Source organism: Anaerosporobacter sp., assembly GCF_031551385.1.
In the GTDB taxonomy this organism is placed as follows: domain Bacteria; phylum Bacillota; class Clostridia; order Lachnospirales; family Lachnospiraceae; genus Anaerosporobacter.
Map to the genome: position 1 here is coordinate 1 of NZ_JAVBNS010000009.1, position 13,410 is coordinate 13,410.

Consider the following 13,410-nt stretch of genomic DNA (forward strand, 5'->3'; position numbering starts at 1 on the left):
TGCGGAAACTAATCTATGCAGAGTGAAAAATATCAAAAGATTATCACTTCTCTCAATAGAAGATAATATATTAAATTTTCAAGGAACAATATGACAAAGAGGCAGATTTATAATACCTCATTTGTCGGGCAACTCATAATAATATGTACAAATACAAGTGACATCTTGTCTAAGTGGCGAAAAACGTGTATAATCGCTAATAGAAAATGATTATGAAGCTATAGAATCTTATTAAGGAAAGAGAGTAAAATACAATGTGGTTAGCAGATGGCTGGAAAGATTACGAAGTAATTGATACTTCAAAAGGAGAAAAATTAGAGCGTTGGGGAAAATATCTATTGGTAAGACCGGATCCTCAAGTTCTATGGGATACCCCAAGAAAACATAAAGGTTGGAAACAAATGAACGGTCATTACCATAGAAGTAATAGAGGTGGTGGAGAATGGCAATTCTTTGATTTGCCAAAACAATGGACAATTAATTATAAGAGTTTGACATTTAATTTACAGCCATTTAGTTTTAAACATACAGGGGTCTTTCCGGAGCAAGCTACAAACTGGGATTGGTTCTCTGACAAAATTAAAAAGGCAGGACGTCCAATTAAAGTATTGAATCTGTTTGCGTATACGGGTGGTGCAACGTTATCTGCCGCGGCTGCAGGTGCGCAAGTTACACATGTTGATGCGTCAAAGGGTATGGTTACATGGGCGAAAGAAAATGCAAAATCCTCTGGACTAGAAGAAGCATCTATTCGTTATATTGTAGATGACTGTGTGAAGTTTGTTGAACGTGAGATTCGTCGTGGAAACAAGTATGATGCAATTATTATGGATCCTCCATCCTACGGAAGAGGTCCGAAGGGAGAAATCTGGAAGATTGAAGAAGCGATTTATCCTTTTGTACAATTATGTATGAATGTATTATCAGATAAGCCGTTGTTCTTTTTAATTAATTCCTATACAACAGGATTGCAACCAGCAGTACTTGCATATATGATGGGAACAGAATTAGTACCACGTTTTGGTGGAATTGTAAATGCTGACGAGGTTGGTCTTCCGGTTAGCTCAAATGGTTTAACTTTGCCATGTGGTGCTTCTGGTCGATGGGAATCGCAGTAAGCTTGTTGAATGTACTTGTGTATGGAAGTGAGTTCAATGCAAAACTTTTTACATTTTCAATGCTTCTTCACTAATGTCCTATAACACGAAACACGCTACATACCTAATTACTTCTAAGTGTGTACGGATATGTGTTGAAATGTTACGGAAGCACCCTCGATTCGGCATCCTGCCTTAGAGCGTGTTTGAAAAATCATTGTACTGTGTTGCACCCTCCACTCAGCAGTCTGAAAGTTCAAAATTCAGTCAACGTAGCCCGCTACGTCTCCTGAATTTTGAACTTCCATCCAACTAAGTGGAGTGCACAGCGCAGTACAAGCATTTTTCATACACACTCTAGCTCGGGCTGGCTCGGCGTCCATGCCTCGCCTTCCTAGGTTATTGATGTACACACTAAGAAGTACTAGAGGTGTTTTGCTATCGTTTCTTAGTTATAGACCATCAGGGAAGAAGCAGGTTATAGGTTATTGAGTTTTGCATGTTTGCTTTGCAGATACACAAGTACAGGTAAGTTGTTGAATGAATAACTATTCTCTGGAGCTACTTGAAAAAAGATAGATTCTTGAAGATATAGTTTTATAATAAATGTTTCATAATAAATATAGAAGTGATACTTGTTTAAGAATGCATTTTGTGGGATAGAATAAAAGATAGCTTCCTGGGGCATGTTTGAAAATTCATTATATTGTTCTGTAACCTCCGCTCAGCAGTCCTGAAAGTTGTGTTTCTTCCTATATAAATAATACAAACGTCCACAAGAGTAGAGTAATAATTTTGGTATATGACAAAATGTTTAAAAAATAAAAGACTAGACTTAAAAGATTGTGCATTTTTTAAAAGAAATAAATGAAAAAAATGCTTGCAATTATTATAGACCTACTGTATAATACTTATTGTTGTGACATTGATAGCGTAGAAGCGTGAGGTTGCTGTGCAAGACACAGGTTTTCCGTGGAGCGAATGTCAAGTTATTAAACTGGCGACAAGTCACTGTACAAATCAATAGCTCTGCAAGTTGCAGAAGAGGGAGTGTGTGTAATTAGACAAGTTCTGATTACGAAGCAAGAAGCTACTCGTTTTACGAGATGGGTTATCTGCGATACACACGGATACGTGTACAGTCACCGCTTGTCGTACTGATATTAAGTGCGAAAAGGAGGCGACTTTTTTTATGGCAAGTCAAGTAATGAGAATTACACTTAAGGCGTATGATCATCAATTAATCGATCAATCAGCTGGGAAAATCATTGAAACTGTAAAGAAAACAGGATCTAAGGTGAGTGGGCCTGTGCCACTACCAACTAAGAAGGAAGTAGTAACAATTCTTAGAGCTGTTCATAAGTACAAAGATTCCAGAGAACAATTTGAGCAAAGAACTCATAAGAGATTAATCGATATCATCACTCCAAGCCAAAAAACAGTTGATGCATTATCTAAATTAGAAATGCCAGCTGGTGTGTATATCGACATCAAAATGAAAACTAAATAGTTTTCAAAAAATTATTAAGCAAGTAATCCTTTAGGGTTTATATATAGAGACCAAGCGTCAGGGCTACCTGAACCAAGCACTCAAAAGTAAGCCATCTAGGATGATTACACGAAAATTGTGTAATCCGCTGTAGATTAAACAGGAGGTGCATTCGTAATGAAGAAAGCAATATTAGCTACTAAAGTCGGAATGACTCAAATCTTCAATGAAGATGGAGTATTAACTCCAGTAACTGTATTACAAGCTGGTCCTTGTGTAGTAACTCAAGTAAAGACAGCTGAAAATGATGGATACAGTGCAGTACAAGTTGGTTATGGCGACATCAGAGAAAAATTAGTCAACAAACCAAAAAAAGGACACTTTGCTAAAGCAGGTGTTGCTAACAAGAGATTCTTAAGAGAATTCAGATTTGACAATGCAGAAGAATATACTGTAGGACAAGAAATCAAAGCAGATATCTTCGCAGCAGGAGACAAAATTGACGCAACTGCTAAGTCAAAAGGAAAAGGATTCCAAGGTGCTATCAAGAGACATGGTTTATCAAGAGGACCTATGGCACATGGTTCTAAATTCCATAGACATGCTGGTTCAAATGGTGCTGCTTCAGATCCAAGTAAAGTATTCAAAGGCAAAAAAATGCCAGGACACATGGGTGCTGTTAAAGTAACTATTCAAAACCTAGAAGTTGTTAAAATAGATGTAGAAAATAACCTTATCTTAGTTAAAGGTGCAGTACCAGGACCTAAGAAATCAATGGTTATGTTAAAGAATTCAGTAAAAGCAAACTAGTTGCTTTAAGGAAGGAGGAACAAACTAATGGCAAACGTATCTGTTTACAATATCGAAGGTAAAGAAGTTGGTTCAATCGAACTTAATGACGCTGTCTTCGGAGTTGAAGTAAATGAACATTTAGTTCATATGGCAGTTGTTCAACAACTTGCAAATAAACGTCAAGGAACTCAAAGCGCTAAAACTCGCGCAGAAGTTCGTGGTGGTGGAAGAAAACCTTGGAAACAAAAAGGAACTGGTCATGCAAGACAAGGTTCTACAAGATCTCCACAATGGACTGGTGGTGGTGTTGTATTTGCACCAAAGCCACGTGATTATTCATTCAAGATGAATAAACAAGAAAAATTAGCAGCTATCCAATCTGCTTTAACATCAAGAGTAAATGCTTCTAAATTAGTAGTTCTTGATGAACTTAATTTCTCAGAAATTAAAACAAAACAAATGAAAGCTGTACTTGATAATTTGAAAGTAAGCAAGGCATTAGTTGTTTTAGGAGAAAAAAATGAAAATGTAGCATTATCTGCTAGAAATATTCCAGCGGTAAGAACTGCATTAACAAATACAATTAATGTATATGACATCTTAAAGTATGATACAGTAGTATTAACAAAAGATGCAGTAGCAAAAATTGAGGAGGTGTACGCATAATGGCAAATTTAAAATATTATGATGTTATACTTAAACCAATCGTTACTGAAAAAAGCATGAACGCTATGAGCGAAAAGAAGTATACATTTTCTGTTCATACAGATGCAACTAAAGGTCAAATTAAAGAAGCAGTTGAAAAAATGTTCGAAGGAACTAAGGTTGCTAAAGTAAACACTATGAATCTTGATGGTAAAAATCGTAGACGTGGTGCTGTTACAGGTAAAACTGCTAAAACTAAAAAAGCTATCGTTCAATTAACAGCTGATAGTGCTGATATTGAAATTTTTGAAGGATTATAAGATTAACTCTTATATGAACTTTGTTACTAGATAGATGATAGATTGACAATATGGTTTTTTATAACCGATAAGAATAAAATAGACGAACAAGAGTCGTTATTGCGTAAAGGAGTGCAGAACATGGGAATTAAAAAGTTTAACCCATATACACCTTCCAGAAGACATATGACTAGCTCAGATTTCTCTGAAATCACAAAAGATACACCTGAGAAATCATTAGTAGTATCTTTAAATAAAAACGCTGGTCGTAATAATCAAGGAAAGATTACAGTGAGACACCATGGTGGTGGATCAAGAAGAAAATATAGAATCATCGATTTCAAGAGAAAGAAAGACGGTATTCCAGCAACTGTTGTAAGTATCGAATACGATCCAAACAGAACAGCTAATATTGCACTTATCTGCTATGCAGATGGTGAAAAAACTTATATCTTAGCTCCTAACGGACTACAAGTTGGAACTTCATTGATGAATGGTGCTGAAGCTGAAATTAAAGTTGGTAACTGTTTACCACTTCAAAATATTCCAGTAGGTACTCAAGTTCATAACATCGAATTATACCCAGGTAAAGGCGGACAATTAGTTCGTTCGGCTGGTAACTCAGCTCAATTAATGGCTAAGGAAGGCAAATATGCTACACTTAGATTACCATCAGGCGAAATGAGAATGGTTCCAATCATTGCAAGAGCAACAATTGGTCAAGTTGGAAACATCGATCATGAACTTATCAACATCGGTAAAGCAGGTCGTAAACGCCATATGGGTATCAGACCTACAGTTCGTGGTTCTGTAATGAACCCTAATGACCATCCACACGGTGGTGGTGAAGGTAAGACTGGTATCGGTCGTTCAGGCCCAGTTACTCCTTGGGGTAAACCAGCTCTTGGCTTAAAGACAAGAAAGAAAAACAAGAAATCTAACAAGATGATCGTAAGAAGAAGAGACGGTAAGAATATAAAATAGTTATAAGGAGGTAGAACCTATGGGTCGTTCACTTAAAAAAGGACCATTTGCTGACGCTAGTCTACTTAACAAAGTAGATACTATGAATGCAGCTGGTGACAAATCGGTAATCAAAACTTGGTCACGTCGTTCTACAATCTTCCCACAATTCGTTGGACACACTATTGCTGTTCATGATGGAAGAAGACATGTGCCTGTATATGTAACTGAAGATATGGTTGGTCACAAACTTGGAGAGTTCGTTGCTACAAGAACATATCGCGGACACGGAAAAGACGAAAAGAAATCAAGAAGATAGTTATAAAATATAAAAAATAATCGTCAGTGGACGAAAAACTGACAGAATTGTTTCACTTTGGAAGGAGGTTTCATCCATGGCTAAAGGACATAGATCCCAGATTAAAAGAGAAAGAAATGCGAACAAAGATACTAGACCATCAGCAAAGTTATCATACGCTAGAGTTTCAGTTCAAAAAGCTTGTTTCGTATTAGATGCCATCAGAGGTAAGGATGTACAAACAGCACTTGGTATATTAGCATACAATCCAAGATATGCTTCAAGTTTAGTAGAAAAATTATTGAAATCAGCAATCGCAAATGCTGAAAACAATAACGGTATGAATGTTGAAAACCTTTATGTAGAAGAATGTTTCGCAAATAAAGGACCAACAATGAAGAGAATCAAACCAAGAGCACAGGGTAGAGCTTATAGAATCGAAAAGAGAATGAGCCATATCACTGTAGTTCTTAATGAAAGATAAGTAACTCTTTAAGACAAAGTCTTTCATAGTTACTAAGATAGTTCTATAAAACCGAACTAATTGAGTGAAAGGAGATTACAATGGGACAAAAAGTTAATCCTCATGGTTTAAGAGTCGGCGTTATTAGCGATTGGGATTCAAGATGGTATGCGGAATCAGATTTTGCAGATAATCTTGTTGAAGACTATAAAATCAGAAAATATCTTAAAAAGAAATTATATTCAGCTGGTGTTTCAAAGATTGAAATCGAAAGAGCATCAGATAGATTAAAAGTTATCATTTTCACTGCTAAACCAGGTGTAGTTATCGGTAAAGGCGGATCTGAAATTGAAAAATTAAAAGTTGAATTACAAAAATTCACTTCTGAAAACAATAAATTAATGGTAGACATCAAAGAGGTTAAAAAACCAGATGCAGATGCTCAATTAGTAGCTGAAAGCATTGCAGCTCAACTTGAAAACCGTATTTCTTTCAGAAGAGCAATGAAATCTACTATGGCAAGAACTATGAAAACTGGCGCTAAAGGTATCAAAACAGCTGTTTCTGGTCGTTTAGGCGGAGCTGATATGGCTCGTACAGAATTCTATAGTGACGGTACTATCCCTCTACAAACATTACGTGCGGATATTGATTATGGATTTGCAGAGGCAGATACAACTTTCGGTAAATTAGGCGTTAAAGTTTGGATTTACCATGGTGAAGTACTTCCAACTAAGGCAACTAAGGAAGGGAGCGATAAATAATGTTACTGCCAAAAAGAGTAAAGCGTAGAAAACAATTCCGTGGTTCTATGGCAGGTAAAGCTTTGAGAGGTAACACTATTTCTCACGGTGAATTCGGTATTGTAGCTTTGGAACCAGCTTGGATTAAATCAAACCAAATCGATGCAGCCCGTATTGCTATGACTCGTTATATCAAACGTGGTGGTAAAGTTTGGATTAAGATTTTCCCAGATAAACCAGTAACAACTAAACCAGCTGAAACTCGTATGGGTTCAGGTAAAGGAACACTAGAGTACTGGGTAGCTGTTGTTAAACCAGGCCGTGTAATGTTCGAAATCTCTGGAGTTGCTGAAGAAGTAGCTAGAGAAGCATTACGTCTTGCAACACATAAGTTACCAGTTAAATGTAAAGTTGTTTCTCGCGCAGACTTAGAAGGAGGTGCGGGCAGTGAAAACTAAAAATTACGTACAAGATTTAAATACAAAATCAGTAGCTGAATTATCGGAAGAATTAGTAGCTGCTAAGAAGGAACTTTTTAATTTAAGATTCCAAAACGCAACAAATCAATTAGATAATACAAGCAGAATTAAAGATGTTAGAAAGAACATTGCTAGAATTCAAACTGTACTTTCAAAGCAAGCAAACGCTGCTGAGTAATCCTAGAAAGGAGGAATTGTTGTGGAAAGAAACCTTAGAAAGACTCGTATAGGTAAAGTAGTAAGTGATAAAATGGATAAGACAATCACAGTTGCTGTAGTGGATCACGTTAAGCATCCATTATACAACAAAATCATTAAGAGAACTTATAAATTAAAAGCTCATGATGAGAACAATGATTGTAATATTGGAGATAGAGTTAAAGTAATGGAAACAAGACCTTTATCTAAGGATAAGAGATGGAGACTTGTGGAAATTATTGATAGAGCAAAATAATTTCTGAAAGGAGTATTGATAGCATGTTACAACAAGAATCAAGACTAAAAGTCGCTGATAACACTGGTGCTAAAGAATTACTTTGTATCAGAGTATTAGGCGGATCTACAAGAAGATACGCAGCTATTGGAGATATCATCGTTGCTTCGGTTAAAGATGCAACACCAGGTGGAGTTGTTAAAAAAGGTGATGTAGTTAAAGCTGTAGTAGTTCGTACTGTAAAAGAAACACGTCGTAAAGACGGATCATATATTAGATTTGATGAAAACGCTGCAGTAGTAATCAAAGATGACAAAAACCCAAGAGGAACTCGTATCTTTGGACCAGTAGCAAGAGAATTAAGAGAAAAACAATTCATGAAAATCGTTTCATTAGCACCAGAAGTATTATAAGGAGGTGTCGACTGTGTCAACAACAAAAATCAAAAAAGGTGATACTGTAAAAGTAATCGCTGGTAAAGATAAAGGCAAAGAAGGCAAAGTTGTTTCTGTTAAAGACGGAAAGGTATTAGTTGAAGGCGTAAACACTGTAACTAAACATGCTAAGCCAAGTCAATCTAATCCAAACGGTGGTATTGTACACCAAGAAGCACCAATTGATATGTCAAACGTTATGTATGTTGTAAAAGGAAAAACTACTAGAATCGGTTTTAAAACTGTTGATGGTAAAAAAGGTCCTACAAAAGTACGTTTCGCTAAATCAACTGGCGAAGTTATCGACTAATTAAGAGAGGAGGTCTCATAAGTTGAGTAGATTAAAAGAAACTTATAAGAACGAAATTGTTGAAGGTATGATCAAAAAGTTCGGATACAAGAACGTTATGGAAGTACCTAAACTTGATAAAATAGTAATTAACATGGGCGTTGGTGAAGCAAAAGACAACGCAAAAGTATTAGATACAGCAGTTAAAGATCTTGAAATTATCGCTGGTCAAAAAGTTGTATTAACAAGAGCAAAAAATTCAATAGCAAACTTCAAAATCAGAGAAGGTATGCCTATCGGATGTAAAGTAACTCTTAGAGGCGAAAGAATGTATGAATTCGCTGATCGTTTAATCAATTTAGCATTACCTCGTGTACGTGACTTTAGAGGTGTTAATCCTAATGCATTTGATGGTAGAGGAAATTATGCACTTGGTATTAAAGAACAATTAATTTTCCCTGAAATTGAATATGATAAGGTTGATAAAGTTAGAGGTATGGATATCATATTTGTAACAACAGCTAAAACAGATGAGGAAGCTCGTTATTTATTATCATTATTCAACATGCCATTCAAAAAATAGTTAGGAGGGAAAATTCATGGCTAAGACGTCAATGAAGGTTAAGCAACAACGTCCACAAAAATTCTCTACTAGAGAATACAACCGTTGTAGAATTTGTGGTCGTCCACATGCTTATTTAAGAAAATACGGAATCTGCAGAATTTGTTTCCGTGAATTAGCATATAAAGGACAAATTCCAGGTGTTAAAAAAGCAAGCTGGTAGAATTAAGGAAGGAGGCAAAATTAAATGACAATGAATGATCCAATCGCAGATATGCTTACAAGAATTCGTAATGCGAATACTGCTAAACATGATACTGTAGATGTACCTGCTTCTAAAATGAAAGTAGCTATCGCTGAAATCCTTTTAAAAGAGGGATACATCAAAAGTTTTGAAATTGAAGAAGTAGACGGATTTAACAATATCCATATTACATTAAAATATGGTAAAGATAAAAATGTTAAGATCATCACAGGTCTTAAAAGAATTTCTAAACCAGGTCTTCGTGTATATGCAACTAAAGAAAACTTACCAAAAGTTCTTGGTGGTTTAGGAACAGCTGTTATCTCTACAAACAAAGGTGTTATCACTGATAAAGAAGCAAGAGCTCTTAACGTAGGTGGAGAAGTTTTAGCATTCGTTTGGTAATAAACGACTAGAATGTAGCTGCTATACATGAGAATCTTAGATTCTCATGTACTTCATTCCTAGTAGTGAGCTTACTTTGTAAGCCTTACTAAAGAGGTTAGAAGATAAATTGTAACGAAAGTTACGAATAACTAAAAAGGTGTACGCATTTGAGTAGCTGTAACAGGTATGAATATGCGACATAATATTACAGGAGGTGCAACATGTCACGTATAGGAAGAATGCCTATCGCTATCCCAGCAGGTGTTACTGTAACGGTAGCAGAAAATAACAAAGTGACTGTTAACGGTCCAAAGGGAACTCTTGAAAGAGTTTTACCATCGGAAATGGACATTAAAGTTGAAGGCGAAGAAATTGTTGTAACAAGACCAAGTGACTTAAAGAAAATGAAATCTTTACACGGTCTTACTAGAACATTAATTTCAAACATGGTAGTTGGTGTAACAGCTGGCTATGAAAAAATTCTTGAAATCAACGGTGTTGGTTATAGAGCTGCAAAACAAGGAAAAACATTAACATTATCTTTAGGTTACTCTCACCCAGTAGTTATGGAAGATCCAGAAGGTATCGAAGTAACTCTTGAGGGACAAAACAAGATTTTTGTTAGAGGTATAGATAAAGAAAAAGTTGGCCAATACGCTGCTAATATCAGAGAAAAGAGACAACCAGAACCTTACAAAGGTAAAGGTATTAAATATGCTGATGAAGTTATTAGACGTAAAGTTGGTAAGACTGGTAAAAAATAATTAAAGGAGTGTAAAAACAATGGTTAGTAAAGAATCAAGAAGTAAAGTTCGTGTTAAAAAACATAGAAAATTACGTAATCGTTTCGCTGGTACTGCTCAGAGACCACGTTTAGCTGTATTTAGAAGTAATAATCATATGTACGCTCAAATTATTGATGATACAGTTGGTAATACTTTAGTATCCGCTTCAACTTTACAAAAAGAAGTTAAAGCAGAGCTTGACAAAACGAATGACGTAGCAGCAGCAGCATATTTAGGAACTGCAATTGCGAAGAAAGCATTAGAAAAAGGTATTACAACAGTTGTCTTTGATAGAGGCGGATTTATATATCAAGGTAAAGTAAAAGCTTTAGCAGACGCAGCAAGAGAAGCTGGTCTAGAATTCTAGGGTAAGGAGGAGAACAGATGAAACGTACAATCATTGATGCTAGTCAAATGGAATTAGAAGATAAAGTAGTATCAATCAAACGTGTTACTAAAGTAGTAAAAGGTGGACGTAACTTTAGATTTACTGCATTAGTTGTTGTTGGAGACAAGAACGGACACGTTGGTGTTGGTTTAGGTAAGGCAACTGAAATTCCAGAAGCAATTCGTAAAGGAAAAGAAGATGCAATCAAAAAATTAATCTCATTACCTATGGACGAAAATGGAAGTATTCCACATGACTTCGTTGGTAATTTCGGAAGCGCTTCTGTATTACTTAAGAAAGCTCCAGAAGGTACAGGAGTTATCGCAGGAGGTTCTGTTCGTGCGGTTATAGAACTTGCAGGACTTAAGAATATCCGTACAAAATCATTAGGATCAAATAATAAGCAAAACGTAGTACTTGCTACAATTGAAGGATTAAGACAACTTAAAACTCCTGAAGAAGTAGCTAAACTTCGCGGTGTTTCAGTTGAAGAGCTACTAGGTTAGTAGGAGGTTAAAGACATGGCAGAAAAATTAAAAATCACTTTAGTTAAATCTACAATTGGTGCCATTCCAAAACATAAAGCAACTGTTGAAGCATTAGGACTTAGAAAACTTAATAAGACTGTAGAAATGCCAGATAACGCTGCTGTAAGAGGAATGATTAACCACGTTAGACATTTAGTAAAGGTTGAAGAAATATAATATTAAATTAGTAAGGAGGTGCACACATGAATTTATCAGAATTAAGACCAGCTGACGGTGCTAAACACAGTGATAACTTTAGAAGAGGCCGTGGACACGGTTCAGGTAACGGTAAAACAGCAGGTAAAGGTCATAAAGGACAAAAAGCTCGTTCAGGAGCTCCAAGACCAGGTTTTGAAGGTGGACAGATGCCTTTATACAGACGTTTACCTAAAAGAGGTTTCACTTGTAGAAACTCTAAGGAAATCGTTGGTATTAATCTTGATACTCTTAACAGATTCGAAGATGGTGCAGTTGTTACTGTAAACTCATTAATCGAAGCTGGAATCGTTAAGAATCCAAGAGACGGTGTTAAGATTTTAGGAAACGGAGAACTTACTAAGAAGCTTGAGGTTAAGGTTAATGCGTATAGCGCAAGCGCTGTTGAAAAAATCCAAGCTCTTGGTGGAAATGCAGAGGTGATTTAAGGATGTTGCAGACAATCCGAAATGCGTGGAAAGTTAAAGATATAAGAAAAAAATTAATTTATACTTTTATAGCACTCATTATTGTTCGAATCGGTTGTCAACTTCCTATCCCAGGGGTGAATAGAGCTGCAATTACAGAGTTCTTTAGTCAACAGACTAATTTGGGGTTTTTTGATGCGTTGACTGGTGGTTCTTTTACCACCATGTCAATCTTTGCATTGAATATTACACCATACATTACTTCATCAATTATTATGCAGCTTTTAACTATTGCAATTCCAAAGTTGGAAGAGATGCAAAAAGACGGGGAAGATGGAAGAAAGAAGATTGCAGAGTATACACGTTACGTAACAGTTGCTTTAGCTGTTATTGAAAGTGTTGCTATGGCAATTGGATTTGGTAACTCAGGGTATTTAGACAATGGGCTTACATTTACTGGTGTTGTTATGGTAGCAGTATCATTAACAGCAGGTTCAGCTTTCCTAATGTGGTTAGGGGAGAGAATCACAGAAAAAGGTGTTGGAAATGGTATTTCAATTATCTTATTGATTAATATCGTTTCAAGAATACCAAGCGATATGAGCACACTTTATAAAAAGTTTGTTGATGTTGAAAGTTCAGGCAATGTAGTTAATTCAATACTTGCAGCAGCAATTATTTTGGCAATTATTGTTGGAATGGTAGTATTCATTATCTTCATTCAAGATGGAGAAAGAAGAATTCCAGTTCAATATGCTAAAAAAGTGCAAGGAAGAAAGATGGTTGGTGGACAATCTTCTAATATTCCTTTAAAAGTAAACACAGCTGGTGTTATTCCAGTTATCTTTGCTGGTTCATTATTGCAATTCCCTATTATTATTGCAAGTTTATTTGGAACCAATCCAGCTTCTGGTGCAGGCGCAAGCTTTGGTCAGAAGATGCTTAAAATTATGAATCAACAGTCTTGGTGTAATTTTAAAAGCTTCGGCGAATTTAAATATACATTAGGTCTTGTAATTTATATTGCATTGTTAATTTTCTTTGCATATTTCTATACTTCAATTACTTTTAATCCAATTGAGATTTCAAATAATATGAAGAAACAAGGTGGATTTATCCCTGGTATTCGTCCAGGAAAACCTACCACAGATTACCTTACAAAAGTACTAAACCGCATTATATTTATAGGAGCAGTCAGCTTAATAGTTGTTGCTGTTGTGCCAATTTTCTGCTCTGGTGTATTTGGTGCTAATGTATCTTTCAGTGGAACATCATTAATCATTATTGTTGGTGTAGTTCTTGAAACTATGAAACAAATTGAATCACAAATGCTTGTTCGTCACTATAAAGGTTTTCTAAACGATTAATAAGAAAAGTACTAAGCTGTAGTGATTCGTCCTGCAGCTTTTACTGCTATAAAGAATTACAAAAGATTGATTAGAGAATAAAGATGGTAATACTATTTGTTTA

23 protein-coding genes are annotated in these 13,410 nt (G+C 35.8%); all 23 read left to right on the forward strand.

Features of this window, described 5'->3' with window-relative positions:
* Window positions 1–254 precede the first annotated feature (254 nt).
* The 23 genes from RMR19_RS00985 to secY all read left to right on the forward strand — a co-directional run bounded on the left by RMR19_RS00985 (window position 255) and on the right by secY (window position 13,307).
* Window positions 255–1,118 carry a class I SAM-dependent methyltransferase gene (locus tag RMR19_RS00985; protein ID WP_310601688.1) on the forward strand — a complete coding sequence of 288 codons (864 nt, stop codon included), beginning with the start codon at window positions 255–257 and terminating at the stop codon, window positions 1,116–1,118.
* 1,171 nt (window positions 1,119–2,289) lie between these two features.
* Entirely contained in the window at window positions 2,290–2,607 is a 318-nt protein-coding gene (rpsJ, locus tag RMR19_RS00990) for a 30S ribosomal protein S10 (RefSeq protein WP_310601689.1), read from the forward strand.
* 156 nt (window positions 2,608–2,763) lie between these two features.
* Window positions 2,764–3,396 (forward strand): 50S ribosomal protein L3, encoded by a 633-nt coding sequence (gene rplC, locus RMR19_RS00995; protein ID WP_310601690.1) that lies wholly within the window; start codon window positions 2,764–2,766, stop codon window positions 3,394–3,396.
* A gap of 27 nt (window positions 3,397–3,423) precedes the next feature.
* Window positions 3,424–4,044 carry a 50S ribosomal protein L4 gene (gene rplD / locus RMR19_RS01000; protein ID WP_310601691.1) on the forward strand — a complete coding sequence of 207 codons (621 nt, stop codon included), beginning with the start codon at window positions 3,424–3,426 and terminating at the stop codon, window positions 4,042–4,044.
* A complete protein-coding gene (gene rplW, locus RMR19_RS01005; protein WP_310601692.1) occupies window positions 4,044–4,343 on the forward strand; it encodes a 50S ribosomal protein L23 in 300 nt (99 codons plus the stop codon). Before rplD ends, rplW begins: the two co-directional genes overlap by 1 nt.
* Window positions 4,344–4,463: 120 nt before the next feature.
* Window positions 4,464–5,306 carry a 50S ribosomal protein L2 gene (gene rplB / locus RMR19_RS01010; protein ID WP_310601693.1) on the forward strand — a complete coding sequence of 281 codons (843 nt, stop codon included), beginning with the start codon at window positions 4,464–4,466 and terminating at the stop codon, window positions 5,304–5,306.
* Window positions 5,307–5,325: 19 nt separating this feature from the next.
* Window positions 5,326–5,604, forward strand: a complete 279-nt coding sequence (rpsS, locus tag RMR19_RS01015; protein ID WP_310601694.1) for a 30S ribosomal protein S19 — start codon at window positions 5,326–5,328, stop codon at window positions 5,602–5,604.
* Window positions 5,605–5,680: 76 nt separating this feature from the next.
* Window positions 5,681–6,067, forward strand: coding sequence for a 50S ribosomal protein L22 (gene rplV / locus RMR19_RS01020; protein WP_310601695.1), 387 nt, complete (start codon window positions 5,681–5,683; stop codon window positions 6,065–6,067).
* Between the two features lie 80 nt (window positions 6,068–6,147).
* Window positions 6,148–6,810, forward strand: a complete 663-nt coding sequence (gene rpsC, locus RMR19_RS01025) for a 30S ribosomal protein S3 (RefSeq protein WP_310601696.1) — start codon at window positions 6,148–6,150, stop codon at window positions 6,808–6,810.
* Window positions 6,810–7,247, forward strand: coding sequence for a 50S ribosomal protein L16 (rplP, locus tag RMR19_RS01030; protein WP_310601697.1), 438 nt, complete (start codon window positions 6,810–6,812; stop codon window positions 7,245–7,247). Before rpsC ends, rplP begins: the two co-directional genes overlap by 1 nt.
* Window positions 7,237–7,446, forward strand: coding sequence for a 50S ribosomal protein L29 (gene rpmC, locus RMR19_RS01035; RefSeq protein WP_310601698.1), 210 nt, complete (start codon window positions 7,237–7,239; stop codon window positions 7,444–7,446). Before rplP ends, rpmC begins: the two co-directional genes overlap by 11 nt.
* 21 nt (window positions 7,447–7,467) lie before the next feature.
* The gene (gene rpsQ, locus RMR19_RS01040) at window positions 7,468–7,722 is read left to right on the forward strand and encodes a 30S ribosomal protein S17 (RefSeq protein WP_310601699.1); all 255 of its coding nucleotides are present in this window, start codon (window positions 7,468–7,470) and stop codon (window positions 7,720–7,722) included.
* 23 nt (window positions 7,723–7,745) lie between these two features.
* Entirely contained in the window at window positions 7,746–8,114 is a 369-nt protein-coding gene (gene rplN, locus RMR19_RS01045) for a 50S ribosomal protein L14 (protein WP_310601700.1), read from the forward strand.
* 13 nt (window positions 8,115–8,127) lie between these two features.
* Window positions 8,128–8,445 carry a 50S ribosomal protein L24 gene (gene rplX / locus RMR19_RS01050; RefSeq protein ID WP_310601701.1) on the forward strand — a complete coding sequence of 106 codons (318 nt, stop codon included), beginning with the start codon at window positions 8,128–8,130 and terminating at the stop codon, window positions 8,443–8,445.
* Window positions 8,446–8,467: 22 nt separating this feature from the next.
* Complete coding sequence (rplE, locus tag RMR19_RS01055) at window positions 8,468–9,007, forward strand: 50S ribosomal protein L5 (protein WP_310601702.1); 540 nt, start codon at window positions 8,468–8,470, stop codon at window positions 9,005–9,007.
* A gap of 16 nt (window positions 9,008–9,023) precedes the next feature.
* A complete protein-coding gene (locus RMR19_RS01060; RefSeq protein ID WP_073285450.1) occupies window positions 9,024–9,209 on the forward strand; it encodes a type Z 30S ribosomal protein S14 in 186 nt (61 codons plus the stop codon).
* Window positions 9,210–9,233: 24 nt separating this feature from the next.
* Window positions 9,234–9,635: a 30S ribosomal protein S8 gene (gene rpsH / locus RMR19_RS01065; RefSeq protein WP_310601703.1), complete on the forward strand. Its 402-nt coding sequence runs from the start codon at window positions 9,234–9,236 to the stop codon at window positions 9,633–9,635.
* A gap of 203 nt (window positions 9,636–9,838) precedes the next feature.
* Window positions 9,839–10,381 (forward strand): 50S ribosomal protein L6, encoded by a 543-nt coding sequence (rplF, locus tag RMR19_RS01070; RefSeq protein WP_310601704.1) that lies wholly within the window; start codon window positions 9,839–9,841, stop codon window positions 10,379–10,381.
* Between the two features lie 19 nt (window positions 10,382–10,400).
* Window positions 10,401–10,769 carry a 50S ribosomal protein L18 gene (gene rplR, locus RMR19_RS01075; RefSeq protein ID WP_310601705.1) on the forward strand — a complete coding sequence of 123 codons (369 nt, stop codon included), beginning with the start codon at window positions 10,401–10,403 and terminating at the stop codon, window positions 10,767–10,769.
* Between the two features lie 17 nt (window positions 10,770–10,786).
* Window positions 10,787–11,296, forward strand: a complete 510-nt coding sequence (gene rpsE, locus RMR19_RS01080) for a 30S ribosomal protein S5 (RefSeq protein WP_310601706.1) — start codon at window positions 10,787–10,789, stop codon at window positions 11,294–11,296.
* Between the two features lie 15 nt (window positions 11,297–11,311).
* Window positions 11,312–11,494 (forward strand): 50S ribosomal protein L30, encoded by a 183-nt coding sequence (gene rpmD / locus RMR19_RS01085; protein WP_310601707.1) that lies wholly within the window; start codon window positions 11,312–11,314, stop codon window positions 11,492–11,494.
* Between the two features lie 26 nt (window positions 11,495–11,520).
* The gene (rplO, locus tag RMR19_RS01090; protein ID WP_310601708.1) at window positions 11,521–11,961 is read left to right on the forward strand and encodes a 50S ribosomal protein L15; all 441 of its coding nucleotides are present in this window, start codon (window positions 11,521–11,523) and stop codon (window positions 11,959–11,961) included.
* Between the two features lie 2 nt (window positions 11,962–11,963).
* Entirely contained in the window at window positions 11,964–13,307 is a 1,344-nt protein-coding gene (gene secY / locus RMR19_RS01095; RefSeq protein ID WP_310601709.1) for a preprotein translocase subunit SecY, read from the forward strand.
* Window positions 13,308–13,410: the final 103 nt, after the last annotated feature.

What these genes read in the sequence shown, in the direction of transcription:
- rplD (WP_310601691.1), top strand. Translation starts at nt 3,424, where the DNA reads ATGGCAAACGTATCTGTTTACAATATCGAAGGTAAAGAAGTTGGTTCA.
- secY (WP_310601709.1), top strand. Translation starts at nt 11,964, where the DNA reads ATGTTGCAGACAATCCGAAATGCGTGGAAAGTTAAAGATATAAGAAAA.
- rpsH (WP_310601703.1), top strand. Translation starts at nt 9,234, where the DNA reads ATGACAATGAATGATCCAATCGCAGATATGCTTACAAGAATTCGTAAT.
- rplC (WP_310601690.1), top strand. Translation starts at nt 2,764, where the DNA reads ATGAAGAAAGCAATATTAGCTACTAAAGTCGGAATGACTCAAATCTTC.
- rplN (WP_310601700.1), top strand. Translation starts at nt 7,746, where the DNA reads ATGTTACAACAAGAATCAAGACTAAAAGTCGCTGATAACACTGGTGCT.
- RMR19_RS00985 (WP_310601688.1), top strand. Translation starts at nt 255, where the DNA reads ATGTGGTTAGCAGATGGCTGGAAAGATTACGAAGTAATTGATACTTCA.
- rpsJ (WP_310601689.1), top strand. Translation starts at nt 2,290, where the DNA reads ATGGCAAGTCAAGTAATGAGAATTACACTTAAGGCGTATGATCATCAA.
- rplO (WP_310601708.1), top strand. Translation starts at nt 11,521, where the DNA reads ATGAATTTATCAGAATTAAGACCAGCTGACGGTGCTAAACACAGTGAT.
- rplR (WP_310601705.1), top strand. Translation starts at nt 10,401, where the DNA reads ATGGTTAGTAAAGAATCAAGAAGTAAAGTTCGTGTTAAAAAACATAGA.
- rplB (WP_310601693.1), top strand. Translation starts at nt 4,464, where the DNA reads ATGGGAATTAAAAAGTTTAACCCATATACACCTTCCAGAAGACATATG.
- rpsC (WP_310601696.1), top strand. Translation starts at nt 6,148, where the DNA reads ATGGGACAAAAAGTTAATCCTCATGGTTTAAGAGTCGGCGTTATTAGC.
- rpsE (WP_310601706.1), top strand. Translation starts at nt 10,787, where the DNA reads ATGAAACGTACAATCATTGATGCTAGTCAAATGGAATTAGAAGATAAA.
- rplF (WP_310601704.1), top strand. Translation starts at nt 9,839, where the DNA reads ATGTCACGTATAGGAAGAATGCCTATCGCTATCCCAGCAGGTGTTACT.
- rpmD (WP_310601707.1), top strand. Translation starts at nt 11,312, where the DNA reads ATGGCAGAAAAATTAAAAATCACTTTAGTTAAATCTACAATTGGTGCC.
- rplP (WP_310601697.1), top strand. Translation starts at nt 6,810, where the DNA reads ATGTTACTGCCAAAAAGAGTAAAGCGTAGAAAACAATTCCGTGGTTCT.
- rpsS (WP_310601694.1), top strand. Translation starts at nt 5,326, where the DNA reads ATGGGTCGTTCACTTAAAAAAGGACCATTTGCTGACGCTAGTCTACTT.
- rplV (WP_310601695.1), top strand. Translation starts at nt 5,681, where the DNA reads ATGGCTAAAGGACATAGATCCCAGATTAAAAGAGAAAGAAATGCGAAC.
- rplW (WP_310601692.1), top strand. Translation starts at nt 4,044, where the DNA reads ATGGCAAATTTAAAATATTATGATGTTATACTTAAACCAATCGTTACT.
- RMR19_RS01060 (WP_073285450.1), top strand. Translation starts at nt 9,024, where the DNA reads ATGGCTAAGACGTCAATGAAGGTTAAGCAACAACGTCCACAAAAATTC.